Here is a 26,451-nt window from a genome sequence, read left to right on the forward strand (position 1 = left end):
TTGCGAACGGCCTAACCGTGCTCACGTATGGGTAACTTATTCGTTACCCATCCTCGTTCATGATGATCTTTAGTGATGGTCGTGCTGCGTACTTTGCTCGTCTTCACCCAAGTTTAAAGTCGGGGTGTTGTCAAAGAAGTTCCAAGGTTTGATTAGGGTATAAACCCATTCTGTCGGCATAATTGGCCATTCTTCAGCACGTGCCACATGGGTTGTGCCTGTTGTCATCCAGACCACAAGGTCTTTATTTTCGATATTTTCGTTGTTGCCAATAAACTGTCCTAAGCCTGTATCATGAGTTGAACGGTTTGAATATTTCCCTTCAGGATAACGTTCATCCGGATTGTACTGAGTCACCCAAATTTGCTTATCCATAAAGTTCAAACGTTTAAATAACCATTCATCTTTAGAAAAATTGGCACCCTTCGCAACAGGATGTGTTCCACCTGCAAAAGGAATGAGTTGGTAAGAAACCGGATTGCCTAATTTATTTTCCTTGTTGAAATTCGTGAGTAAGCGAATGGTAGATGGATCAAATTTTTCAGCGGCATTTTGCTCATTGGTAATGACTTTACTGTCAATTTGCATTGAGCTTGTACGAACACCGCCTTTGTCATTGGCTTTCACCACAGGGTCCATATGCATAAAGCTGTTATTTTCACCATCGACATCCATGTCTAAGCGGAAATTATAGATGTGCTGATGCGTTGTACCCACAATATTATGGTCAATTAAAGTTCCATATTTGGTGTCTTCTTTGGCGGTACTGTCATGCATAGTGCGTGATTTAACGCCTTTAACAGCTTCAATACCCGTTGCACCCGCATTAATTCCAATTACACCATTTTGGGAAAATACCCAGTCAAACATGTAATCGTAGTTTCCAACCGTACTAATCCAGCGCACGACAAGTTCACGGCGTGCTTCACTGGCATCTTGGTTACCAAAAATTTCGTGATGTTTATATTCAGGTCCGGCATATCGTTCAAACACAGCAATGGCATTTGGAATTACTTGTGGTTGGCCTTTGTAGTCTGCAATCACGGCATCAAGTAAAACAGCGTTGTCGGGTGCATCTGTTCCAGGAAGAATAGATGATGTGAGTGTTCCCATACCATATTCGCCAGAGTCCAAATAAGATTTGAAGTACCAACCAATATCAGGGTCACCATATGGAACTACCATTCCACCAAGGTTACCTTCATACATGACTTTACGCTTCACACCTTTATCTTTGTAGGTCACGGTTGAAAGCTGTAAGCCAACACGAGAGTCTAACGCTACATGCAAACACCAGTTCCCCCAATGTATGGTTTGACCGGTAATGCTAAAGTTTTTGCCCTCAGGTTCAGTAATATTGAGTGGTTTTAGCTTACTTGCTAAGGGCTTATTCGACATATAAGGTCGATTTGCCATCGGCACAGGAATGATTGCGCCTTCTTCAATCTTGATAATTTTTTCTTTATCTAAATCGACTACAGCAACTAGGTTCTCAATAGGATGTGCCCAGTAGTTACCATCGCCGACATCGAGGTAAGCGACGACTTTTAATATGTTGAGTTGTTTATCAAGCCCATCTTTACCGCCAAAATATCCAACAGTTAGCGGAGTAGCAATCACTTTCTTCACATCAGTAATGCCACGTTTGCGTAACGCATCTTGATATTCTTTACTTGTCTCAATTACACGCTGCACGGCTTCAAAATTATCTAGCAGCACCATACCATGAGTATCTTTAAGTACATTCCATTTTGTGACTTGTTGAGTATTAAGATTAACTTCACCTTCAATCGCTTGATTGCCCTTTAATAAAATAAATGAAGCAATACGATCTTCTTTAAATTCTTTGTGATTAATGAAGTAATCCCATACTTTGGCTTTTTCAGGTTCTTTAAGCTTTAACTCGGCAAAACGCATATTTTTATAGGCGTATTTCGAGCGGTTAATCACATCAAAGGTCTTTTTGATTTCGTCAGAATTTAAGCTATTGAGCGGGTGAAACGTATTTTCAATTTTGAAAGTTTGATCTAACCCCGACTGGAAGACTTCATTAAAAAAATCTTTTCCAATAACAGGTTTACCATCTTTAATTAATAAAGGCACACTGAGTTTGAAAGGTTTGCCATTCACCAAAACCTGATCCGAATTGGGTTTGGCCCGAACTACCATAGAACCTTTGGTGATTGTATAGGTATTGGTAAAGTCATCTTTAACAACTTTAGCGCCTTGCTCACTCATGTTTTGATAAAGTGAGACCATTTCGGCATGTCCACCATGAGCAAACGCTTGAGTATTGAGTCCCCAAAAGCTTGCAGCGATTGATAAGTTAAGTGCCAGTATTTTTTGTATGTCATTCAATAATCGTTGTTTACGCATTGGTTTCATCCTTTTCATCTATCCCTGAACTATCTGAATCAGACAGTTAAAATGCACTTTCCTGTGAGTGAAATTCATTAGACCAACTTAATAGTTTTATGGTTATTAAGCTTATCTAACCTGCTCTAATGAATTTAATTTCAACACAGTTACATAGGGCTAGCTTGTTCAAGAATGACGTCGGATTTGTCTAAAAATGACATTGAGAGATGAAAGAATTAAACCGACATACCCTCTCTAAATTCTTTAGGAGAGATACCATAAGTCTTTTTAAAGATTTTTGAAAAATGAGCACCGTCCCAAAAACCCCATTTCAAGGCAACTTGGGTAATTGAGCTTTGTTTATTTCTTTTATCAAGCAAATCTGCTTTAACTTTTTCTAAGCGTTTGAGCTGTATATATTTGTTAATCGATAAATTTTCTTGAAGGAATAAACGGTAGAGATGACGCAGTGACACTCCAATATGCTCTGCAATTAATTTAGGTGTTAAATCGGGTTTTGCTAAGTTTTCTATAATATATCGCTCGGCGTTTTCCATCAGTTTATTGGAGCTATTAATATTTTTATAATTGATTGTGGGTTTGATTAAAGCAATTAACGCATCTTCAAAAGCATTCCCATCTTCGGTTGCATACCAAAGTTTGATGTTTTCAGCAGACATATTTTTCAAAATATTTTTAAGTAAAAAACCACTCATATTTTGAGTAATCAGTTTTCCAAAATATTCGGTACTAATATTTTCTTTCAGTAATTTTTCACGCGACAGATGGACTGAAATCTGGCTGACTAAGCCTTGCGGATACATCGAAATAGTTTCGACTGGGTCGACCAAAACAATATCGCCTTCATTCAGACTTAGAGTCTCGTTTTTATACTCGAGCAGCATTTTTCCCGAATACTGCAAAATCAAAAAACAAAAACGATTATTCACTCGATCGATTTCATCGGCTTTTCGGACAATTTTATTGGCATTGTTTTTAATAAAAGCAATTTCGGTATCGCCCAATAAAAAGCACTGAACTTCACCAATGAATAAATTACGGGTTCCGTCAAAATCGGTTTCAAAATTGCCGCACACACTTTTAATATGGTGCGTCCATGTGAGTAATGCATCGCTTACATACTGGTTCATCCCTTACCTCTCTATACATGTGCCACCGCTCAAAATTTTGTGTTTGTGGTGGTGCACTGTCTTGGCATATTTGCAATCTTGTTTTATTGATAAACAAATTGTGTGCCAAAAATTCCTTATCCTTGGAATTGTTTTGATGATAGTCAGCTAGATGTAAAGAAGCTGATAAATCAATTCAATTTATCAGCTTAATGGGGCTTATGCTACTCCCGCAAAGTCTCGCAGCATGGTTATAAAAATATCCTTTTGTTCCTCAGAATACTTTTTAAACACCTCATTTTGGTGGCTATCGGCAATATCAAACAAATACTGCGCCGTTTGTTTGCCTTTCTCGGTCAGTGCGTACAAATTATCGTGATCGACCAATAACCCTTCAAATTTTAAAATTTCAGCCGATCTTTCCACTTCTTGCATTGGCATAGCAATATCTCGTGGTAAATCCTCCTTACTTGAAGCAGTACCACTTGCCAAAACAAGCAAAAGACGTGATTCACTGGTACGGAAACCCGAAGCCATTTGTTTAGGAATATAGTCGGTTTGATAAGCTTTAAAAGCACGGCTCATCAAGTAGCAGACATTATTATATAAATGCCCATAATGTGTTTGGTCTACACCGCTCTGTTCAGTTTGTTTAACTTGAAGGCTCGGATGCGGCATGACACAAGAATATGCACCTTGATGGTAAACTAGCGGGCTTCGGCCTTGATCATGGAAGCGAACCACTTTACCAATAATAATCCAGTGGTCACCACCTTCGATCACTTGATAACGTTCGCACTCAAACACCGCTGAACAATTTTCTAAAATGGGTGCGCGTCCTGCGCCAAGTTGAAAATTTGTGTCGGCAAATTTATCAATATTGCGTCTCGAAAACTTATTAGACAGCTCAATTTGCGTGCCCGATAAAATATTGACTGCAAAATGTGTTGCTTGTTCAAATACTGAAAAACTTGAAGATTTTTTATCAATGCTCCACAAAATAAGTGGTGGGTCGAGCGATACCGAGTTAAAACTATTTGCAGTAACTCCTACTTTTTCACCTTGTGCATTTTGTGCGGTAACAATGGTAACGCCTGTTGCAAAATTTCCTAATGCCCGTCGGAACTGTAGTGGATCGACCGTAAACTCATCTATTTGTTGTAATACATTCATCATCTTTCTCCTAAACCTTCTCTTACATCCATATAAATCGCGAGAGCATTAGATATCTAAAACTAATCTCGGTGTTTTAGAGCGTGAACAGCAAACCAATATTTGCTCATTGCTGGCTTTTTCTTCATCAGTAAAATAAACATCTCGATGATCAGGTTCACCTTCAATCACATCGCACATGCAGGTTCCACATACACCTTGCTCGCAAGACATTTCAATCTCAATGCCTTCTTTAGCCAAAGCCTGCAAAATGGTTTCGCCAGCTTCGACCATAATGATTTTTCCGCTACGCTCAGCCACCACCTCAAATGAATCTCCCGAGGTATCAGTTTCGACTTGGAAATACTCTTTGTGGATTTGCTGCTCAGGAAAATCATGAGTTGTGGCGAGGTTAATCACCCAATCCATGAAACCGACTGGACCACAGGTGTAAATATGACTTTCAGGGTCAATATCTTTAATGGCAGATTCAAAAAATGCTCTGTGGCTTGCGCCTTCAGATTTAAAATGGAAAGTTGTGTATTGTGCTAACACACCATTTTTAATTTCATCAACAAAAGCACATTTTTCAGGGCTAGCACCACAGTAGTGAAGCTCAAATGATGCACCTTCATGTGCAAGTTGATATGCCATCGTAATTAATGGCGTAATCCCGATTCCACCGCCAATTAACACACTGTGCTTGGCTTTTAAAAGTGGGAATAAGTTTTTCGGCTCACTGATCTGAATTTGCATACCATCTTTAATTTCATCAAATGCAGAAATCGAGCCGCCACGTGATTCAGGATCACGTAAAATTCCAAGGCGAAACTTTCCTTCGTCATTTGGATTTTGGCAAAGCGAATATTGGCGCACCATACCATTCGGTAAGTGCACATCAATATGTGCACCGGGTTCAACCTTTGGTAATGCAGCAGAAGTTGCAGATTCAAACTCCATAACTGCAATATTTCCACCTTCCACATGGCGATTTTTAACGACAACATCATAAAGTGTAGTCATGATTTAACTCCCTTTTCATGGTAAAGCGATTGGCTTAACGCATGAATAAACCACCGTTAATATCCCATGTTGCACCAGTCACAAAACTTGCATTTGGACTCGCAAGCAACCCACAAGTTTCAGCAATAAAATGCATACTTCCTAAGGCCTTAACCGGAATATTCTGGATGAACTGTTCCATTTTTTCGTCGGGCACCACACTATGAACGATTGGTGACTCCATTGGTCCCGGTGCAATCGCATTGACCGTAACACCTTTTGCCGCAAACTCTTTGGCAAAAATTTTGGTTAATGTCACAATAGCCCCTTTGGTTGCCGCGTAGTGTGCACCCGTTGCAGTACCGCCGTTTTGTCCCGCCAAAGACGCCATATTAATGATGCGTCCATAACCTTTTTTGGCCATGTATTGACCAATAATTTGACAAGCTTGAAAGGTGCCGCGTTGGTTAACTTGGGTCACCCAATCAAAATCGGCTGCGGTAATTTCTAATACGGGTGTTGCTTTAGTGACGGTAGCATTGTTAATTAACACATCAAGTTTAGAAAATTTCTCTTCAATCCATTGCACCGCTGCATGAAAATCTGCCTCGACCGAAATATCCAGCTTTAAAGGAAGCATATTTTGGGCATACTGACTTTGTACTTTGGCATTTTCGGCTTTTTCAAGCGTGCTTGCTGACAAAATCACTTGATGGCCTTGGCTCGCAAAATATTCAGCAATCACATTACCGAGTCCAGAAGCAGCACCTGTCACTAAAACAACCTGTTTCATGTTACCGCTCCTAAAGAATGTAGCTAATACCAGCTAAGGTATCGGTTGAGTTAACCAAGTTAATGATTTTACGGTTAATCTTAAAACCAGTATCGGCATCACGGGTTAGATGGTACGTAATATCGGCCGTGTAATGCTTGAGGTTTTCTTTACGAAATTCACGCAGGTTTTGAGCGCAGCGTAAAACGATTTCATCATTATGGTCTTGAATCACTCGTACTCGCGAAATGCTGCGTACCGTATTCGCCTTTGGTGCCGTAGAAATTGCCTCACCATTTTCAAGACGCTCTACCCGTAACTTACGCATATGATTATCGTCATAGGCATAATTTAAGTTGTTTTCGTAGTCTGTGAGGTTCGGGTCAATCGGAATGATATAAACACCTTTTTCATTCCATAAATTGAGCCATTCACGGTACTCGCTGTGGTCTAACATATCTGCTTCAGCCCAGATGAAAGCAGTGACTTCATTTAATAATTGCAGATTCATATTCATTGCTCTCTCCTTAAGCTGTCATCATCTTTTTCCATTGCTGATATGCTGCACGCATACCTGTTTCAGCACTGACATCACTTTTTAAGCCATCTTCGGTTTTGACTTCGCCCGGTAAACCGCGGTTGAGCATGATCCATAAATCATTACCCGCATTGGCACCGTGTTGTACGCGTTCCCAAGCTTCAGAGTCATCTGGCGTACCAAAACCAAATGGGCCTTGGAAATGTTCATGCAAACGTAAGCGATATTGATTGGCAATTTGTGGACCGCCATCCATCGTAATCACCGAGTGATGAATCTCTGTTTCAGCGACTGAAATTGGCTGTAACACACGGAAGAACGCCATTGAACATGCAATATTTGGGAATAAATTTAAGTTAAAGCCAGAACCACCCACTGCTCGAACAATACGGCGTACTTCTAACTCTTCATGGCCTTCATCACGCAAAGCTTGAGCCAAGTCTTCGAAACGCTCTTGAATTGGTCGCTCCATTAAGTCTTCTTCTAAATCGACCAGTTCAGGAATCATCACCATGACACTGTGACCGTTGCCTAAGTCTTCAACAAAGCCCGGCTGGTTTTCGAAGTTAAAGAGTTCTTCGGTTTTTTCATCTACAGAACTTAAGAATGACTTGTGCACCAACGGGAAATGATATGCATCGGTGGTATTTTCAAGCTGGATTTTCCAGTTACCCGGAAAACGGAAGCGGTGTTCACCCAACACTTTAATTGGATAACCCGCGCCTTGTTTCATAAACAGGTCAATCCATTTTTTTGCTGGTCCAAGGAACTCTTCAAGCGGTTGAATGTCTTCTTTAAATGAAGCGAAGATCATACCGTTATATTCTTCTACCCGTAGACTCACCAGCGGTAATTCTGACTTATCTAAACAATCGCCGTAACTTTCCGGAGATGGCACACCACGTAAACTGCCATCAAGTGCATAACTCCAACCGTGATATGGGCATACAAAACTGTTGGTTTTTCCTTTTTTATGTTCGCATACGGTTGCTGCGCGGTGACGGCAACGGTTTAAAAGTACATGGACTTTCTTTTTACGGTCACGTACCACAACCACAGGCTGTTTACCAATGTTAATGGTTTTATAGCTTCCGCCTTCCGGAATTTCGCTGGCATGCGCAACCCACACCCAAGTGCTATAAAAGATTTTTTCCATCTCTTCATCAAAAATGCGTTCATCTTTATAAAGAGAAGTATGGGCACGGTCACTTTTAACTAAAGCATCGTAATCAATGCCAATGTTATGCGTTGGGATAATACTGTTCATATCAATAGTCCTTTTAAATATGTCCTGGGTCATTCCTGGGAAGGTACCGGCAACTCGGCTTCACTGTGCCAATGCGATACCGGACGACTGAAAATATTCTGGGTTTGGAAATGTTTAATTTTCCATGTTCCATCTGCTTGCTTATGAAACTTCACCTTGAGCTTTGCCGCATTCAGATGACTACGGCCATCTTGAAAAGTTGAAGTTTGCAACATCAGCCATGAAGCATTTGCATCATTTTGATTTACATAAATTTGTTCTGAATTTACAAAGTGTGCATTCATGACAAAGTGAGATTCTTTTTGGGTATAGCTTTTGAACATGTCATAAATCGACTGCCAAGAATCATAACGACCAAAGGATTTGGAATATTTGTCACCAATACCTTCCCAAATACAGTCTTGATCAAAAAGATTCATCAACTCATAAAGATCTGTATTTGCATTGAGCTCGTCGCAGATTTCCATATAACGGTTTATGCAGTTACGGATAGCATTGTGTGCTTCCAACTGTTCTAGCCGTTCTATGATTTCTGCAATATTCACTTTGTCAGTCATTGCGGTCGCCTTAACGTTGAATAATCAATTCACGCCCAACACGAGCTTCAACTTTGCAATATTTCCAAAGTTTGTATGGCCCTTCACCCACCACTGTCGTTCTAAACAAGTTGCAAGCCGCGTGTACAGTTTCAATATCCGGAACATCAGCAAGCAAGTAGGTTGTCCAAGGCCAACCCGTACTTGCACCCACCATGCTTTGGTCATCATCAAGATTCCCAAAAACATGCACGCCCGGTAGGTCATGAATACCATTCCACATTTCACCAAATGCTGCCCAAACCGCTTTTGCTTCAGCAGGTTCTGCATCAAAAAAGTTCTGGTTAATACCCATGCAAAACAACACGCGTAATGGTTTTTTAGCTTCCATCTCAATATTCCTTTTTAAAAATTTAAACTTATAGATAACCTGGGGTTGGCTTTAACCCGAAACTGACCAAACCTGCATTTTGTAAAGTTGCATCCCCCATAAAGGCATGCTGGGTCACCACGTTGGTGTCATTTACAAAACGGCTAAATGGATTGTTGGTATAAATCGCTGTCATACCCGCGAGCATTTGCATTTTTCGGGTCACTTTGGCGCAAACGCGAGCTGCATGAGTACATGCCAGACGCATATCACTAATCTGTTCAGCATTTGCTTCACGACCAGCAATAATTTCATTCCACACAATATCCATGGTTTGATAAAACCAAGACTTTGCAGCCTGAAACTCTGCATCAGCTTGAGCAAACTCATATTGAGTCACTGGGCGGTTGGCAATTTCTGAACCACCCGTAATAGATGCTTTACCCGGTGCTAATTTTTCAAATTCTTCTAATGCAGCAGCTGCAACCCCGATACCCACCACGGTTAAGACTTGAGTGGCTAAAGACAATGATGGATATTTAAAAAATGGCTCGCTGAGTTTTGAAGGTTCACCACGTACAAAGGTCCATTTCTTTTCGACCAATACATCTTCAACCACTAAATCATGGCTTCCGGTACCTTTTAGGCCAACAGTGTCCCATGTCATTTCGATTTTGGCTTTGTTGGCAGGCATCACGGCCATACGTGGTAAACCTTGCATTTCATTGTTTTTAAGAGGTGAAATCCCCACACCAACAATGTCAGCGCCCATACAGCCGCTGGAAAATTTCCAACGTCCACGCACCACTACACCTTCATCGGTAATTTCAGCAGGTTGTGGTGGAAAAATACCTCCGGCAAATACGACATCTGGCCCATTTTGGTACAACTCTTTCAGCGTTTCTTCCGGCAAACTTCCTAAATACGCAGGACTCATACCGAAACTTGCTACCCAACCCACTGAACCATCAGCTTTAGATAAAGTTTCGATCAACTCACAAAACTGCCGTGGTGACCATTCTTCACCACCGAAACGTTTAGGTACCAAGGCACGGTAAACACCAATTTTTTTAAGTTTTTCGATAATGTCTTGGCTCACATAGGCCTGATTATCAAACTCACCTGCACAGGCACGCTCACGAATTTCTTGACACAAAGTATCTAAGTCTACGGCTTGGTCTTGAGAAGCAAACTCCATTTTAGACAACTTATTCATCATCTAACTCCTTGTAATTTATTGCATTGCATCAACACAAAATTTGGTTATTGCGCATAATTGCTCATCTTTTTGATGCTTTGATACGATCTGTAAGCCCACAGGCAAACCTTCACTGGTTTCAAGTGGCACTGAAATAGCTGGATGTCCTGATAAATTAAATGGTCGAACTAAACCGGTTAGGTTCAAAAAAGCGACCGTGTTTTCAGCTTCAGAAACTTTTGGTGGAATTTGCGGTAGTGTCGGTAGGATCAATGCATCATATTTGTCTAATAGTGCATCGAGTTCTTGGGTGAGCTGTGCTTTCACAACTTCTGCTTGCTTTACTTGCTCTAAAGTGGTGTGTGCCGCTTTTAATAACCGATTATTTACATCAGAACCAATTAAGCCCGTTTGGGTTAACTCACCAAAAGCTTGCCAGTTTTCATAGTTAATAATCTGCATGCCTGCATCATAAGCTGCTTCAAAATGTTCAACTTTTTCTAAAACGGTCTCTAAATTTGCTTTTTGAAGTGCTTGATATATACAGTTCCAAACAATCTCATCTGCTTTGACATCGAGCAGCGCAAGTTTTGGTGTATGCGTATATTCAGCTGGCTTAAAAGTTGGATCAATAATTTGCATGGCTTTTTCAATCATCTCGACTGAATTTGCAAAAGGACCAACGCAATCTAAAGAACTTGACGGCGGGTATACGCCTTTGCGACTTACCCGACCGAAAGTCGGTTTTAAACCAAAAACTCCGCAGCATGCAGCGGGCATACGAATAGAGCCACCTGTGTCTGTCCCTAAGGTAAAGTCAGCTTGTTTTGCTGCAACTGCTGCGGCTGAACCACTCGAAGATCCGCCCGGAATAAGTTCAGGATATTTAGGATTGATAGGTGTACCAAAAGTGTGGTTAATGCCTGTAATTCCAAAAGCCAATTCGTGCAAATTTGTCTTACCAATAATTTCGCAATCAGCTTTTAAGATGTTTTTAACCACCTCTGCATCATCGTGCGCAGGTTCAACTTCTAATAAAGCTTTACTACCAGCAATGGTTTTTAGACCTTGGATATCTATAGTGTCTTTCACCATTACCTTAAGTTTGCCGCTTCCTTTTTGCACACTTTGGCTAATAATATTCATTCACTTTTCCATGTATTTTTATCCATTAATTAAAATATCAGAAAATTTAATGGAATTGTCAAGTAATTTTTCTAATGTGTGTTCAGGGAAATATGCAAAATTTTGTTTATAATAGGATTACCCTTTTTTTACTAAGTTATTGCTTAGCTATGCTTGATCATTTAGAACAATTTCTTCCCAATAAAGAACCGTCGAGTATTCAAAACTTCCCCTTTTTCTGGGTTTCCCAAGTTAATGGTAAATATTCACAACTTATTGAAAAATCTATAAAGAAACTCGGCATTGATAATACTCGCCGTAAAATTATTTTAAGTACCAATGCGCTTGGGGAAGCCAGTATCACTGACATTGCCAATCTTTCTACTTTAAAACTCACGACAGCGACAAAGGCTGTATATCGATTGGTAGAAGATGGAATTGTGGAAGTCTACTCCTCTACCACTGATGAACGCATCTCGATGGTGAAATTAACAACCAAAGGAGTTGAGCTGGTTGAACAGATTAATCAAATTAGTGTGGTTACCTTAGCTGGGATCCTTAACGCTTTTTCAGAAGACGAGCTACACAATTTAAATTCTCAGTTAAAAAAATTATTTGATCTCATGCCATCCAGTTAATTATTTCCATTGACACTAAATTAACTTGGGTCTAGAGCAGTTAAAGCTAGTCATTCTTTAGCTGCTTACTATAAAAAGTCCAATACTAAAAATAAAAACAAGTAAAATCATATTTTTATTTAATTAAATTCTTCCAATAGCTCACTTAACATACTTTTTAGGTATCTAAACATACTCAATAAGTAATGGAATTTTACATATAAAAAGAAAATAATTATTCAACAATTTACCCAATCTTACTATTTCCGTTTGTACTAGGATCTCTTCTTCAAGGTCCTTTACCAAACCAAATTCAATCATTTCTAGCCGTTTTATTATTCATTTCAAATGGGGACGTATCAAAAATTTTGAGGATGAATAAAAGCTAGAGATCAATTTCTTTAAAGCGTTTTATACATAAGGATTAAGTGTATGAACCAAAGTAATATCGCCGTTGAAAGGACACAAAAGAAAACCAATGCATATGCATGGTATGTGGTCATACTTTGTATGTTGGCCTATATATTTTCATTTATTGACCGTCAAATTCTGGCGTTGATGATTGAACCCATCAAAGCAGACCTTCAACTTTCAGATACTCAATTTAGCTTGTTACATGGCCTTGCCTTTTCACTATTCTACGCTGTGATGGGCTTACCATTAGCCTATATTGCCGACCGTTTTTCCCGACCAAAACTGATTTCAATCGGAATTATTGTCTGGAGCTTGGCAACAGCAACTTGCGGTTTAAGTAAAAACTTTATTCAACTGTTCTTAAGCCGTATGGCTGTAGGCGTTGGTGAAGCAGCTTTATCTCCAGCGGCCTATTCAATGTTTAGTGACATGTTTAGTAAAGACAAACTAGGCCGCGCGGTCGGGATCTATTCAATTGGTGCTTTCTTAGGTGGAGGTATCGCCTTTTTAGTTGGCGGTTATGTGATTAACCTACTTAAAGGCGTGACACTCATTGAAGTTCCTTTATTAGGTGCACTTAAAGCATGGCAAATTGCCTTTTTAGTGGTGGGGTTACCCGGCATTATTATTGGTTTGTTATTTATTTTGACAGTTAAAGACCCTGCACGTAAAGGCCAGCAACTCAACCAAAGTGGACAAGTTGACCAAGTTAAATTCACACAGTGCCTTCAGTTTATTAAAAAACATGCAAAAACTTTTGCTTGTCACTATTTAGGTTTTACCTTTTATGCAATGGCACTCTACAGTCTGACTAGTTGGACACCAGCATTTTATATTCGTAAGTTTCAACTCGCACCGACTGAAACAGGCTATATGCTCGGCAGTATATTGCTAGTTGCAAATACTTTAGGCGTGTTTTGTGCAGGATGGCTAAACGACTGGTTTATTAAAAAAGGACGCCAAGATGCACCGATGTTCACGGGGGTGATTGGTATTGTTGGCCTGATTATTCCAATTGCATTTTTCACCCAAACAGATCAACTCTGGCTTTCAGTAACTTTGCTCATTCCTGCAATGTTCTTTGCCTCCTTCCCCCTTGTGATCTCGGCAACAGCATTGCAAATGTTAGCACCCAACCAATTTAGAGCACGCCTTTCTGCCCTATTCCTTTTGGTGAGTAACTTAATTGGACTAGGTGTTGGTACAACATTAGTGGCAATTATTACAGATAAGGTTTTTGGCAATCCATTAATGGTGGGTTCTTCTTTATCTATTGTGGGTGGTTTGTCCTGTGTACTGGCTTTGGCTCTACTTTTTAAAGGCTGTAAATCCTTTAGTGAAAGCATGAAGCTTGAAAAATTACATTAATTGAAGCAACAGCCATTTATAAAAACAGGAGTTCCCTTTAAACAATTTAGGGAACACCACACCAATATTTCACAATACGTAATGCCGAGGACTGGCATATATCTTGGAAATGGATTATGGAATTATTTCACCGCTTTCAACCACATACTTTAGCTCTTGCCACTTTAATACTTATGTGTAGCAGCTCATGGGCTGCAAATCCAAATCAGCAACCTGAAGATGAATGGAAATTCACTTTAAAAAATGCCTATATCAACCGCGATTTTGATAATGACGCCCTTAAAGATACCGGTAGCTGGTCTCAGGCAGCATCTTTATTTTATAAATCGAAAATGCATGACACTCCGCTAGTCATAGCAGATAAACCGATTACGATTGGGGCCGATGCTTCCGTTCAATACGCCGTGCGTTTAAGTTCTGACAAACATGTCGCAGATACGGTTCTACCTTTTAATAAAGAAACGCAATCTCAAGCATCTGACTATCTAAAATACGGCGCGACCTTAAAACTAGGTTATGACAAAACACTTTTGAGTGTCGGCGAACTCTGGCTAGATTTACCTGTAACAGCAGTCGATGCTAGCCGTCAGTTACTCACTTCCTATTGGGGCACTAACCTTAAGTCACAGCTTTCAGATCAACTCTATGCAGAAATTGGTCGAGTTGAAAAAGTCTCGCCACGAAATGAAGAAGACTTTAAAAAGTTTTCTTTCACATCCAATGGAATTACTAAAGAATCTGATGGCTTAAATTATATTGACTTGCGCTATCAATTCACGCCGTCTTTAAAAGGTGAATATTATTTTGGTAATTTGGAAGACCTCTATAACAAACACTATGTAGGGCTTGAACATACATGGAAACAGCCTAACTTTGCCCTCACTTCTAAGTTTAAATACTTCAATGCGAAAGATGACGGTAATACTTTTAATATTGATGCCCAGAACATTGGTTTACTTGAAACCGTCAAAGTAAAAAACCATACCTTTGGTTTGGGGTACCAACAAATTATTGGAGAGTCGGCTTACCCGCTACCGGATGGTTTCTTACCAGAGACGTATTTCATTAACTGGAATGCTACGGGCTTTTTCAAAGAAGATGAAAAATCTTACCATGTCATGTATGGCTATGACTTTAAAGATTATGTACCGGGCTTAAACGTAATGGTGAAATATGTTTACGGTCATGACTTTAAAGCAGCCAATGGTGAGAAAAACCATGAAACCGAATCAAACATCATTCTGAACTATGCCTTTCAGCAGCCTTTCTTAAAAGGCTTTGCCCTGCAATATATTCGTATTGACTACAACGTTAAACATGGTAATGACTTTGGTGAAGACCGTTTATTTGTCAATTACACTAAAAAATTCTAAATAAAAATTACCCCCTTAAATTTTGGGGGTATTTTTTATCCTAATTTATTAACCAACTTTAACGGTAAAACTTTCATGACAATACTCATTGGTAGCCATGGCCATTGTGGTACATATGCTTTTACAGGCTGTTTTTCAATCGCTTTGACTAAAGCTTTACACCCTGTTTTGGCATCGACTTCAAAAGGTAAATGTTTTGCACCTTCGTTCAATTCAGTACGAATGTAACCCGGAAAAATGGTTGAGACTTTAATTGGAGTATCCAGTAACTCAGCGCGAATACCCTCGGCCAAGTGAGCAACTGCAGCTTTACTTGCCGCATAGGTCGATAAATGTTTTGGTAATCCGCGCATCGCACTCATGGATGATATCACCACCAAATGACCTGCATTTTGCGCTCTAAAAATTTCAATCGCTGCCTCACACTGCGCTAAAGCAGAAATGAAGTTTGTTTCAGCAGTGGCTCTGTTAATTTCAAAATTACCTTTACCAATACGGCGGCCATTTCCGACTCCGGCATTTACAATAATTCGGTCTAAATAGCCAAATTCTTGTTTAAAGGCACGAAATACTTCAAAAACCTGATCGTAATTGGTAACGTCCAGACTTTTCGCAATTACCTTAATACCGTACTCATTTTCAAGTTCGGTTTTTAAGGACTCTAGTCGGTCTAAACGGCGTGCACAAATCGCCAAGTTATAACCTTTGGCTGCAAATTCATGCGCCATACCTGCACCTAAACCAGAACTTGCACCTGTAATTAAAATTGTCTTTGCCATGCTTTATCCTTATTTTTAAATCCATGTCAGTAAATCTGGACGCTCAGCTTTTATAAAATGATGTTCATTTAAACTTAAAACCTGAGCTTCGTTGCCAACTAAACGTAAAGTGGTGAGGCTTGTATTGGTAATTGCCCAATTCAAAGCAAAAGTTCGATTGGCGCTCAGTTCAAGCAGCTTGCCAATTGCTACGGAAACCACCCCACCAGAGGTAAAAACGACTGCATAACGAGGTTTGGTTTTTGCCAACTCATCACAAAGTTGCTGTAGCGCTGTTTCAACTCTGCTTTTAAAATGCGGCCAAGACTCATCATATTCATGATGAAAATCACCGTCGGTCCATCGTTCAATCGCACCTTCAAATATTTTTGCAAGATACGCGCGAGGGTTATGCTCTTTTGCGATATCGGCTTTTAACAGTTCAGGCTGTTCAAAACGTGGCTCATAACGGGCAAAAACCTGTTGATGGTTAAACTCATTCCATAAATTATTATGATGAATTACCGCATCTGGAAAACATTCTTTTAGTGCGAGCTGTGCAGTTTGTTCATGGCGCTGCATAGTTCCTGCAACTATATAAGGTTGTTCTTTCAATATTTTCTTAAAATATTGACCTAATAAAGTCGCTTGAGCTTCACCATTTTCAGACAACTCATCATAGTTACTTTTACCAAATGATGCCTGTCCATGTCTTACCAGATAAATTGTGGTCATCTTCTTAAAATACCCTGTATTTTTTGTAGAGATTGCTGAGCAAATTCCGATTCTTGCAATTTTTGCTGCGCGATAAGTTTTAAAGCTCTCATATGTAGTGCATGGATCACTATCCAGAAATCTTTAAATGCAGGGTTTCGGGTCTGTTTATGGTAATAACGGTAATAGATTTGCTGAGCGATCACTGCTAAACGGAATACACCGAAGACTTCATAAAAAGTCCAGTTTTGAGGTTCCAGACCAGTTTTTTGCAAATAATAGTCAACGACTTCTTTGCGAGAGAACATTCCCTTTAGGTGAGTAGGCTGACGGCGTGTTGACCTGAAGATCATATTATCCGTAGGCTCAACCCAATAAGCTAAAGCACTACCTAAATCCATTAATGGATCACCCAAGGTCGCCATTTCCCAATCCAGCACGCCAATCACTTCTGTTGGGTGCTCTGGATTTAAAATTACGTTATCAAAACGCCAATCATTGTGAATAATACAAGTCGTAGAGTCTTGAGGAATATTATCGTTTAGCCATTTTCGGACATATTTAAATGAAGGAACGTTAATTGTGCGGACTTTTTCATAACGTTTATCCCAACCTTCAACTTGTCTACGGCAATATCCTGTACCTTTGCCAAGTTCAGCTAAAGGTGTGTTCTCATAAGGAACTTGATGCAGCTCAATCAGCTTATCAATAACATTTACACAAAGCTCATGAACATCTTCTTCATTAAAGCCAAGCTCAGGCGGCAATTTTGCACGAGGAATAATTCCTTCAATGCGTTCCATGACATAAAAATCACAGCCAATGACCGATTCATCCTGACAAAGTGCCACCATTTTAGGAAGTACTGGATAATAAGGAGCAAGGTTTTTCTGCACCATATATTCACGGGCCATATCGTGGGCTGACTTGGCTTTTGTTCCTTTTGGTGGACGTCGTAAAATTAAATCCGTATTTTCATACTTTAAACGATAAGTCCAATTCGACGCGCCGCCCGTATATTGAGTAACGACTGCTGGACCAACTAACTCAACACCTTGGTTCTTTAACCAGTTTTCAACTGCCCCAATATCAAGTTCTTCACCTTCACGTACTTCACCGCCTACATCAATTACCGACATATTCTCTTCCTTTAAACTTATACTTTCTTATGACGACCATAACCACGTTTGGCCAACTCTAATTTGGCAATCATGCCTTTATGTACTTCATCTGGACCATCAGCTAAACGTAAACTACGTGCTTGAGCAAAGAAACCTGTTAAAGGTGTATCTCGTGAAACGCCTGCACCGCCATGTAGCTGAATTGCCATGTCGACTACTTTTTCTAATACGCTTGGAGCCACGACTTTAATTGCAGATATTTCTGTTAAAGCAGCCATATTTCCTAAAGTATCCATTTTATAAGCAGCATACAAGGTTAAAAGTCTAGCTTGATCTATGGCTACTCGCGCATCAGCTACACGTTCGAGGTTCCCACCAAGTTTTAAAATTTCTTTGCCAAACGCCGTTCTAGACATGCCTCTATCAATCATAAGTTCTAGTGCTTTTTCAGCAGCTCCGATACAGCGCATGCAATGGTGAATACGCCCTGGCCCTAAGCGACCTTGTGCAATTTCAAAACCTTGGCCTGCACCACCAATAAAGTTTTCAAGAGGTACTCGAACATTTTTAAAATGAACTTCACCATGTCCATGTGGTGCATCGTAATCACCAAACACAGGTAACATACGCTGAATTTCAACACCCGCTGTATCAATCGGTACTAAAACCATAGAGTGTTGATGATGGCGATCTTTGGTTTCATCTGGGGTATGCGCCATAAAAATAATGACTTTGGCATTTGGATCACCTAAACCAGACGACCACCACTTTTTGCCATTTAAAACAATTTCATTTCCTTCGATGAGTGCAGTCGCTTGCATATTGGTTGCATCACTTGATGCAACATCTGGTTCAGTCATACAAAAAACAGAGCGAATTTTTCCGTCCAATAAAGGCTGTAACCATTGTTGTTTTTGCTGTTCACTGCCATAGCGCCATAACACCTCCATATTTCCCGTATCTGGTGCATTACAGTTAAAAACGGTTGGTGCCAATAAACTGCGGCCAGTCAATTCAGCAATATGTGCATATTCTTGAACAGTTAACCCAGCACCTAGCTTTTCATCGGGTAAAAACATATTCCAAAGGCCTGCCTGTTTGGCTTTAGATTTTAGAGTTTCTAAAAGGTCTGGCCATTGCCATTTTGTCCAGTTTCCATCTGGATTTAACTCATGAACTTCTTCCCAAAATTTTGCCTCGACAGGTTCTATTTCTTCTTGAATAAATTTTTTAGTTCGCTCAGCAAAATCTTGAGCTTTTTTTGAGAGTTCAAACATTCTTTTTCCTTTACATCATTATCTGGTCTTTACATCAACATAACTTGAAACTTAATATGAATGAAATGATTTTATTAAATAATGTCTCATGAATAATATTCATAACCTACATGGCCTAGACTTAAGTTTTTTTCACCGAATTGATATCAATTTATATCCGCTTTTTATCGCGATTTATGAGCAAAAAAGTATTTCAAATGCGGCAAGTAGTCTCAATATTACACAATCGGCAGCAAGTCATGCTTTGCAGCGTTTACGCCAGCAACTTGAAGATGATGTATTTATACGTGTAGGTAATAAAATGTCTGCAACGCCTTTTGCAGAACAGATTTATCCAACTGTTAAGCAAGCACTTTTAACCATTCAAAATATTAGCCAGCAGAAACATGTGTTCGACCCAACAAGTTTAAAAAGCTTAAAAATCGCCGTGCATGACGAAATTGAGCCAATTATTCTCCCAAGATTGGCTCAACATTTTCAAAATCTTAATTTAGATTTGCAGTTTGTCAGTATGAAGCTCGATCGAAAACATATTATGGCGGACTTGGCTACACAACAGCTCGATTTCGTAATTGACCTAGAACAATACTTGTCTCCAAAAATTACCTTTGATCTTCTGGTCACAGATGAATTCATCATTTGTAGTCAACTTAAAGAAGTCGATTTATCTAGCTACATTAGTGGTAGACACATTGGTGTTTCATCACGCCGTACAGGTGCTTTACTTGAAGATATTTATTTAAACCAACACCAAAAAATCTCTAGAAATGTATTTATGCGCTGTCAAAATTATTCAACGGCGTTACAAGTTCTAGGAGCTCAAGCCGACGCAATACTCACTATGCCTCGAATGATTTTGCAGCATTTATCTTATAGCCCTGATATTCAACTCCATTCTCTGCCTTTTGAGATGACCAATATTAAAATGGGTATGTTTTGGCATGAAGATTTGAGGGATAATTTAAGGCATCAATTTTTGCGACATGAAATCATTAAACTTTTTCAGTAAAGCAAATTGATCTATTAAGCTTCTATCGTACAAGGACCAGTAATGAGTAAAGATGAACGGATAATCCAGAATCAGGACAACAAAAAAACGATTCGTCATGAAGATTACATTGCTGGCATTGGTAAAGGCATGGCGATTTTAGATAGCTTTAGTAGTAATCAACATCGTTTAAATATTTCTATGGCAGCTGAAAAAACCGGGCTTACCCGAGCGGCAGCAAGACGCCATTTATTAACTTTAGAATATTTAGGGTATCTTGAGTCAGATGGCCACTATTACTATTTAACCCCTAAAGTACTCAAATTTTCAGGAGCTTATTTAGGTGCAGCTCAGCTTCCAAAAGTATCTCAACCTTTATTAAATCTTCTAACCAACCAAACCTCTCTCATTTATTCAGTGATGGTACTTGATGGTTATGAAGCCATTACTATTGCCCGTAGTGCTGCTCACCAACAAACTGACCGTGTAAATCCATATGGTTTGCACTTGGGTAACCGCTTACCTGCTCATGCAACCTCGGCGGGTAAAATTTTACTGGCACATTTAAGCCAAGAAGAACAATTGGACTGGCTCCAAAAATATCCACTTCAGCGTTTAACTAAATATACGCATGTCGAAAATGATAAATTTTTAGAGTTACTAAAAGAAATCCGAGAACAAGATTGGTGTTATTCACGTGAAGAACACGAATTAGGTGTTCATGCGCTCGCCGTACCGATTTATGGACAAGACTTTAAAGTGGTGGCTGCTTTAAATATTGTCTCTCCAACCATGAGAACAACTGAAGAATATTTAATTCAACATATTCTGCCGCTATTGCAAGAGACTGCGCGGGATTTAAGACAAGTCCTTTAAATCTTACTTAGGCTATTTTCATAAAATTAATTTTATTTTGCTTAGGCTATTTGAGTACCTAAAATGATTGAATGAATACTTAGGCTATTTCTAAAAGTAATTAAATGGGATTTTTAAATAGCGGATACCATTTGCTTCAGGTTCCGGAAAATTTCCACCGTTCATATTAATTTGAATTGAAGGCAGAATTAATTTTGGCATTGCCAAAGTCGCATCTCTTTCCTGACGCATTTTTATGAATGAGTCTTTGGAAACTCGTCGATTTAAATGGATATTGCTTTGTTTTTGAGTTTTTATATCAGTTTGACAGACATATTCATCACGACCTTCGGGCTTATAGTCATGACATAAAAACATACGCATATCGTCGGGAAGTGTGTAAAGTTTTTGTACCGAATCATAAAGTGCAGCAGCACTTCCTTTAGGAAAGTCGCATCTGGCCGAACCATAATCAGGCATAAATAAAGTATCACCTACAAAAACGGCATCACTGATCACATAGCTTAAGCAAGCGGGTGTATGCCCTGGTGTAGGAATGTTATAGGCTTCTATCTCCCCTATTTTGAAATGTTCATAATCTTCAAACAAATAGTCAAAGGGCTGATTTTCATTAAATTTCTTAAAATCAAAATTATAAATAGCCGAAAATGTTTCTTGTACAACTGAGATTTTTTGACTAATCGCAACTGTACCACCCAATTTAGATTTTAAATATTGAGCCGCAGTCATATGGTCGGCATGTACATGGGTTTCTAAAATCCATTGTACCTTGAAGTTTTGCGCCAAGACATAATCAATAATTAAATCAGCATTAGTCGTTTTTGTAGTGGCCGACGCGGGATCATAGTCAAGCACACTATCAATAATGGCGCATTGACGAGTCGCTAAATCCGCAACAACATAGCTAAAAGTATTGGTATTTTCATCAAAAAAATCTTTTACTAGAGGTTGTTGCATATCTTTAATTTCCTTTATTTAAAATTCGGAAAATAAACATTCCTACTAACATCGCGACAATAAAATAAAGTGCTTCAAAATGTCCTAATCCAACAAGAGTTAAAGCGGGCGCTGGACATATACCTGCTATTCCCCAGCCTATACCGAAAATAAAAGCGCCTACAATTAACCTTTGGTCAATCTGTGTATTCGTTGGTAATTGAATTTGTTCATTAAAGAGTGTTTTTGGTTTTTTAATAGCCCTTTGAAACGGAATAAATGCCACAGCAATCGCACCTAGCATCACAAACATTAAGCTAATATCCCATTGCCCAAAAATATCTAGAAACCCTAAAACCTTTGCAGGGTTAGACATACCAGAAATCATTAACCCCAATGAAAACAAACCACCAAATATAAAAGCAAAGACATTTTTCATAAGATTACCCCAACACATGGCGAATGATATAAACGGTTAACATGCCAGCAAACATAAAAACTGCTGTCGCTATTATTGAGCGTTTTGAGAGCCGACTCATACCACAAATACCATGACCACTTGTACATCCAGAGCCTAGCCGTGTTCCAAAACCAACAAGTAACCCTGCCAGAATAAGTGCAAATGAATTGGCTTTAATTTCAATGTCGGGCTGATAAAAATAACTGTATATGAAAGGCGTAATTACGAGTCCTGCAATAAACCAGAATGCAGAACTTTTAAAAGTATCTTTAGTTGGTCTAATAAGTTGTGCCATCAAACCACTAATTCCGGCTATACGACCATTTATATATAAATATCCAACTGTTGCGATGCCGAGTAATAAACCACCCAAAAAAGCATAGACAATATTTGACATATAGCTACTCTTAACAATATATGTTTTTGTAATCTGTATTATACGCTGATTCTTTTAGAAATACTTAATATAAAACTTTTAAGTTTATAATTCTTCTTAACAAGAAAAAGCCCCAAGATTTTGGGGCTTTTATCATTAAATTAGATCTTTAATGCCTAATTGTTCAGGTAATTTTTCCATAACTTTATTTAATCTATTATTTGCTGGAGAGATACAACCTGTGTAATGGCTTAATTTTGTTTCTGTACCATTTGGTTGAATCCAAGTAATGTAATAGCTAGACATGTCAGTTGCAGTTTGCTGGCAACCCGCAGTTTTAGATTGAGTTCCTGTTTGAGGACGATAAGTTTTTAATTCATCAGCAAGTTTTTGATAATCTTTTACGCTACCTTGGATTTCTTTAACACCAAGTGTTTTTGTATATTGTTTACCTTCAAAACGAATTAAGCCTGTAGGCGCCACTTCTACTGAATAAATTGGACATGCGCCGAAACATGGACTAGAAGCATAACGAATGGTTTCTTGTGTATTAGGTGCTTGTTGAACAGAAGCACAACCCATTAAAGCCAAACCGGATAAAGTTGCAAGAACTAAAAATCTCATTACATCACCTATTATTATCAAGTGGCTTTAATCTAACAAATCAGATCCAAATTGTCATTAAAGACTCATTTTTCATATCTTTATTTAATAAGACTTAGGCTATTTTTAATTTTATAAAGAAATTGTAATACAAAGCACATAAAAAAAGGCCCATCTTTCGATGAGCCTTAAGCCAATTAAAGCTTAAATTCCTGAAATACAAATTATTACTGGGTAGTAATAACCTGCGCCAACCATTCTATAGTAATGCAATACATTATTTAAATATAATATAAGTATATATTTACGCTTGTTTTTCCAACAAAAAAAACATGTTTTTCAAGCCTAAAAAGCTAATAATGTTTATTTTTAATTAAAATTCACAATCTTAAGTTAAACAAAACTTAATAAACTTATTAATCTTATTTATAGGTAAAACATTATAAAAAAATGCTTAATAGTTCGGCTATCTCTAGCGTTCAGAATAAAACATTTATAGGTATATTTTAAGTTTAGCAATAACTTCAAGCACTTTTTTACTATTTGGTAAAGCTATCTCACTAAAATTATAGAATTTCCGCAAACACTCTAATAGAAAAAAGATATTAAAAAAATAAGGGCAAAAGAAAATTTATCCTTTTGCCCTGTTTAATTACTTCTCTAAACTATATGCGATCACATAATCACCATGGTCCGGAGACTGACGTGCACCGCCCGCGGTAACCACTACATACTGTTTACCTGTTTTAGGTGAGACATAGCTGATTGGTGTACCTTGGCTACCTACTGGCATACGTGACTTCCACAGCTCTTTACCTGTAGATGAATCAAAAGCACGCAAGTAGTAATCTTGAGTTGCAGCAAAGAAGACTAAACCACCTTGAGTTGCCATCGGTCCACCAATAGTCGGCATACCAATCGGTGCTTTTAAGCCCATCTTAATACCTAAAGGTCCAGTGTCTTCAACTGTGCCAAGTGGTACTTGCCATGCAACCTGACGAGTTTTCATATCAATTGCAGTCATGGTACCAAATGGTGGTTTTTGACAAGGAATACTTAAAGCAGACATAAAGCGGTTTTTATTCACTTTATATGGTGTCCCTTTCATTGGTACAGCCCCCATACCTGTATTTACTTTTTCACCGCCACTCGCCTGAATCTTAATATCTTCAGGGGTTTGTTTAATGAGTTGAACCCATAAACCAAGACGCATGTCGTTTACGAACATGTAACGATGAGTCGGGTCAAAAGCAATACTTCCCCAGTTCATGCCACCTAAAGAACCAGGAAAACTTAATGAAACATCAGTACCCGGTGCAGTAAATAAACCTTCGTAACGCATTGACTTAAAGTTAATACGGCACATGAGCTGATCAAACGGTGTAGCACCCCACATATCTGACTCAGTTAAAGTCTGATTACCAATTTGAGGCATTTCAACAGAACGTGGTTGAGTTAAACTATATTGCTCACCCGGAATATTCGCAGCTTTCACTGGCTGTTCAATCACTTTAGTAAGTGGTTTACCAGTTACACGGTCTAGAACAAAGAATTGGCCTGATTTGGTTCCAATCACAACAGCTGGCTTAGTCGTACCATCTTTTAATGGAAAGTCGACTAGACTTGGTTGCATTGGTAAATCAAAGTCCCATAAGTCATTATGAACAGTTTGATATACCCACTTTTCTTTACCCGTTGTCGCATCGAGTGCCAACACAGAAGTATTGTATTTGTGATCTAACGGATTACGATTACCACCCCAAATATCAACAGATGAACTCCCCATAGGTAAGAACACTGTATTCATTTGTGGGTCATACGACATAGCGGCCCAAGAGTTTGCCGAACTACGTTTATACGTTTCACCTGGTTTTAGAACATGGTTAGGATCAGGGTTACGTGGGTCAAATGCCCAGCGGAGTTTACCTGTAATCACATCATAACCACGGATTACGCCACCCGGCATATCTGCTGCCACGTTATCTGCGATACGGCTGCCGACTACAATAGTAGTACCTGCTATCGTTGGTGCAGAAGTCACTTCAAAACGTGGAGCTTTTGTTCCATCGCCTAAGCCTTCGAGCAGGTTAACTGTTCCATTCACACCAAAGTCAGCACAACGTTCACCAGTATCTGCATTGACTGCAATTAAACGAGCATCGGGAGTATTGGTATATACACGGCGTGGACATGCTGTGTTGGCCGCAACAGTAGTGACCGGAGTTGCACCAGCTAAAGTTGGTTGTACACGTGTTTTTGTTGAATCAAAGTATGCAACACCACGGCAACGCTCCCAAGCATCGGCTTTAGAGTTCACCTCAGCTTTCCAAAGCTGTTTACCCGAATCAGCATCTATTGCAAAAATATTGTTATGCGGCGTACATAAAAAGACTTTATTTCCAACTTGTAGTGGGGTCATTTGGTCTTCAGCACCATTACCGCTACCCGTTGTAAAATCACCTGTTCTAAAGCGCCATGCTTCTTTTAACTTATGAACGTTATCTCGATTAATTTGATCGAGAGCAACGAAACGACTACCGCCAGAATCATTACCATAATTTTCCCAATTCACCTGTTTTTTAGCAGGGTCAACTGGCACTAAAGGTAGCTTTTGACCTGAGCTTGCTACTGTCGGGTGCGGTTGAAACATTTGGTAAAGCGCAATCAACATACCGACAACGACTAGTCCACCAACAGCATACGCTGAGGATGCTGAACCATTTTGAAATTGGTAACGTCGAATTGAAGGTAAGGTAAATAACAACGCAGCAAAAAGACCAGCAGGAAACATTAAGCGCGAGAATAACGGCCAAAATTCCCATCCAGCGTCAATCAGTGACCAAATTACCGTACCGATAAAAACAACTGCAAAAATCCAGACACCAAGTGCTTTTTTACGGAAGATACTAATTGCCGAAATGGTTATAAACAGTCCTGAGATAAGGAAATACCAAGAACCGCCGAGTGATACTAGTTTTCCACCACCTACAATGTAAAAAACACCGGTAGCCAATAAAACTAGACCTAAAATAAAACACCATATTTTGAATAAGATATGAAACTTAGAATCTGACTCAGACATAGATCCTACTCCACATATACTGAACACAAATAGTTCAAGC

25 protein-coding genes are annotated in these 26,451 nt (G+C 39.1%); 5 read left to right on the forward strand and 20 right to left on the reverse strand.

What is annotated here, in order from left to right; all coding sequences use genetic code 11:
• Window positions 1-69: 69 nt before the first annotated feature.
• The 11 genes from tynA to CSB87_RS01125 all read right to left on the reverse strand — a co-directional run bounded on the left by tynA (window position 70) and on the right by CSB87_RS01125 (window position 11,469).
• Window positions 70-2,385 carry a primary-amine oxidase gene (gene tynA / locus CSB87_RS01075; RefSeq protein ID WP_079377122.1) on the reverse strand — a complete coding sequence of 772 codons (2,316 nt, stop codon included), beginning with the start codon at window positions 2,383-2,385 and terminating at the stop codon, window positions 70-72.
• 209 nt (window positions 2,386-2,594) lie between these two features.
• Window positions 2,595-3,509, reverse strand: a complete 915-nt coding sequence (feaR, locus tag CSB87_RS01080) for a transcriptional regulator FeaR (RefSeq protein WP_004887042.1) — start codon at window positions 3,507-3,509, stop codon at window positions 2,595-2,597.
• A 198-nt stretch (window positions 3,510-3,707) separates the two neighbouring features.
• Window positions 3,708-4,664 carry a p-hydroxyphenylacetate 3-hydroxylase reductase component gene (locus CSB87_RS01085; RefSeq protein WP_006580873.1) on the reverse strand — a complete coding sequence of 319 codons (957 nt, stop codon included), beginning with the start codon at window positions 4,662-4,664 and terminating at the stop codon, window positions 3,708-3,710.
• 45 nt (window positions 4,665-4,709) lie between these two features.
• The gene (locus CSB87_RS01090) at window positions 4,710-5,663 is read right to left on the reverse strand and encodes a PDR/VanB family oxidoreductase (protein WP_006580874.1); all 954 of its coding nucleotides are present in this window, start codon (window positions 5,661-5,663) and stop codon (window positions 4,710-4,712) included.
• A 34-nt stretch (window positions 5,664-5,697) separates the two neighbouring features.
• Window positions 5,698-6,435, reverse strand: a complete 738-nt coding sequence (locus tag CSB87_RS01095) for an SDR family NAD(P)-dependent oxidoreductase (protein ID WP_004887034.1) — start codon at window positions 6,433-6,435, stop codon at window positions 5,698-5,700.
• Window positions 6,436-6,445: 10 nt separating this feature from the next.
• A complete protein-coding gene (locus CSB87_RS01100; RefSeq protein WP_002048853.1) occupies window positions 6,446-6,931 on the reverse strand; it encodes an aromatic-ring-hydroxylating dioxygenase subunit beta in 486 nt (161 codons plus the stop codon).
• Window positions 6,932-6,941: 10 nt separating this feature from the next.
• Window positions 6,942-8,219, reverse strand: a complete 1,278-nt coding sequence (locus CSB87_RS01105) for an aromatic ring-hydroxylating oxygenase subunit alpha (protein WP_001084470.1) — start codon at window positions 8,217-8,219, stop codon at window positions 6,942-6,944.
• Between the two features lie 29 nt (window positions 8,220-8,248).
• Window positions 8,249-8,776 carry a nuclear transport factor 2 family protein gene (locus tag CSB87_RS01110; protein ID WP_004887028.1) on the reverse strand — a complete coding sequence of 176 codons (528 nt, stop codon included), beginning with the start codon at window positions 8,774-8,776 and terminating at the stop codon, window positions 8,249-8,251.
• A 10-nt stretch (window positions 8,777-8,786) separates the two neighbouring features.
• Window positions 8,787-9,146, reverse strand: a complete 360-nt coding sequence (locus CSB87_RS01115; protein WP_000387550.1) for a hypothetical protein — start codon at window positions 9,144-9,146, stop codon at window positions 8,787-8,789.
• Window positions 9,147-9,174: 28 nt separating this feature from the next.
• Entirely contained in the window at window positions 9,175-10,323 is a 1,149-nt protein-coding gene (locus CSB87_RS01120) for an acyl-CoA dehydrogenase family protein (protein ID WP_079377123.1), read from the reverse strand.
• A gap of 36 nt (window positions 10,324-10,359) precedes the next feature.
• A complete protein-coding gene (locus tag CSB87_RS01125) occupies window positions 10,360-11,469 on the reverse strand; it encodes an amidase (protein ID WP_006580877.1) in 1,110 nt (369 codons plus the stop codon).
• A 149-nt stretch (window positions 11,470-11,618) separates the two neighbouring features.
• On the opposite strand from CSB87_RS01125, the gene CSB87_RS01130 reads away from it, so the two are divergent.
• The 3 genes from CSB87_RS01130 to CSB87_RS01140 all read left to right on the forward strand — a co-directional run bounded on the left by CSB87_RS01130 (window position 11,619) and on the right by CSB87_RS01140 (window position 15,220).
• Window positions 11,619-12,086, forward strand: coding sequence for a MarR family winged helix-turn-helix transcriptional regulator (locus tag CSB87_RS01130; protein ID WP_023188331.1), 468 nt, complete (start codon window positions 11,619-11,621; stop codon window positions 12,084-12,086).
• A 411-nt stretch (window positions 12,087-12,497) separates the two neighbouring features.
• On the forward strand, window positions 12,498-13,847 hold the full coding sequence (locus CSB87_RS01135) for a spinster family MFS transporter (protein WP_004887020.1): 1,350 nt from the start codon (window positions 12,498-12,500) through the stop codon (window positions 13,845-13,847).
• A 116-nt stretch (window positions 13,848-13,963) separates the two neighbouring features.
• Window positions 13,964-15,220 carry an OprD family outer membrane porin gene (locus tag CSB87_RS01140; protein ID WP_004887018.1) on the forward strand — a complete coding sequence of 419 codons (1,257 nt, stop codon included), beginning with the start codon at window positions 13,964-13,966 and terminating at the stop codon, window positions 15,218-15,220.
• A gap of 35 nt (window positions 15,221-15,255) precedes the next feature.
• Here the strand turns inward: CSB87_RS01140 and CSB87_RS01145 are convergent, their stop codons facing one another.
• From CSB87_RS01145 to CSB87_RS01160, 4 genes are read right to left on the reverse strand one after another with little or no spacing between them, the layout of a single operon-like run.
• Window positions 15,256-15,999 carry an SDR family oxidoreductase gene (locus CSB87_RS01145; RefSeq protein WP_004887016.1) on the reverse strand — a complete coding sequence of 248 codons (744 nt, stop codon included), beginning with the start codon at window positions 15,997-15,999 and terminating at the stop codon, window positions 15,256-15,258.
• Between the two features lie 15 nt (window positions 16,000-16,014).
• The gene (locus CSB87_RS01150; protein ID WP_004887013.1) at window positions 16,015-16,713 is read right to left on the reverse strand and encodes a histidine phosphatase family protein; all 699 of its coding nucleotides are present in this window, start codon (window positions 16,711-16,713) and stop codon (window positions 16,015-16,017) included.
• A complete protein-coding gene (locus CSB87_RS01155; protein WP_004887010.1) occupies window positions 16,710-17,831 on the reverse strand; it encodes a phosphotransferase family protein in 1,122 nt (373 codons plus the stop codon). The genes CSB87_RS01150 and CSB87_RS01155 overlap by 4 nt, the downstream gene beginning before the upstream one ends.
• Window positions 17,832-17,848: 17 nt before the next feature.
• Entirely contained in the window at window positions 17,849-19,090 is a 1,242-nt protein-coding gene (locus CSB87_RS01160; RefSeq protein WP_004887009.1) for an acyl-CoA dehydrogenase family protein, read from the reverse strand.
• Between the two features lie 88 nt (window positions 19,091-19,178).
• Here CSB87_RS01160 and CSB87_RS01165 point away from each other — a divergent pair, with 88 nt between their 5' ends.
• Together CSB87_RS01165 and pcaU are read left to right on the forward strand one after the other, a co-directional pair.
• Window positions 19,179-20,099, forward strand: a complete 921-nt coding sequence (locus CSB87_RS01165; RefSeq protein ID WP_004887007.1) for a LysR family transcriptional regulator — start codon at window positions 19,179-19,181, stop codon at window positions 20,097-20,099.
• A 42-nt stretch (window positions 20,100-20,141) separates the two neighbouring features.
• On the forward strand, window positions 20,142-20,954 hold the full coding sequence (gene pcaU / locus CSB87_RS01170; protein ID WP_000030961.1) for an IclR family transcriptional regulator PcaU: 813 nt from the start codon (window positions 20,142-20,144) through the stop codon (window positions 20,952-20,954).
• A gap of 90 nt (window positions 20,955-21,044) precedes the next feature.
• Here pcaU and CSB87_RS01175 read toward each other — a convergent pair whose 3' ends face one another.
• The 5 genes from CSB87_RS01175 to CSB87_RS01195 form a co-directional block, all read right to left on the reverse strand.
• Window positions 21,045-21,911, reverse strand: coding sequence for an MBL fold metallo-hydrolase (locus tag CSB87_RS01175; protein WP_004708553.1), 867 nt, complete (start codon window positions 21,909-21,911; stop codon window positions 21,045-21,047).
• A 4-nt stretch (window positions 21,912-21,915) separates the two neighbouring features.
• Window positions 21,916-22,329, reverse strand: coding sequence for a DUF6691 family protein (locus CSB87_RS01180; protein WP_009499597.1), 414 nt, complete (start codon window positions 22,327-22,329; stop codon window positions 21,916-21,918).
• Between the two features lie 4 nt (window positions 22,330-22,333).
• Window positions 22,334-22,747, reverse strand: a complete 414-nt coding sequence (locus CSB87_RS01185; protein ID WP_002048868.1) for a YeeE/YedE family protein — start codon at window positions 22,745-22,747, stop codon at window positions 22,334-22,336.
• A 135-nt stretch (window positions 22,748-22,882) separates the two neighbouring features.
• Window positions 22,883-23,350 (reverse strand): DUF6438 domain-containing protein, encoded by a 468-nt coding sequence (locus tag CSB87_RS01190; RefSeq protein WP_002048825.1) that lies wholly within the window; start codon window positions 23,348-23,350, stop codon window positions 22,883-22,885.
• Window positions 23,351-23,981: 631 nt separating this feature from the next.
• Entirely contained in the window at window positions 23,982-26,411 is a 2,430-nt protein-coding gene (locus CSB87_RS01195; RefSeq protein ID WP_004886999.1) for a glucose/quinate/shikimate family membrane-bound PQQ-dependent dehydrogenase, read from the reverse strand.
• Between the last annotated feature and the right edge of the window lie 40 nt (window positions 26,412-26,451).

Source organism: Acinetobacter sp. AR_0276 (genome assembly GCF_003000705.1).
GTDB classification, from domain to species: domain Bacteria; phylum Pseudomonadota; class Gammaproteobacteria; order Pseudomonadales; family Moraxellaceae; genus Acinetobacter; species Acinetobacter nosocomialis.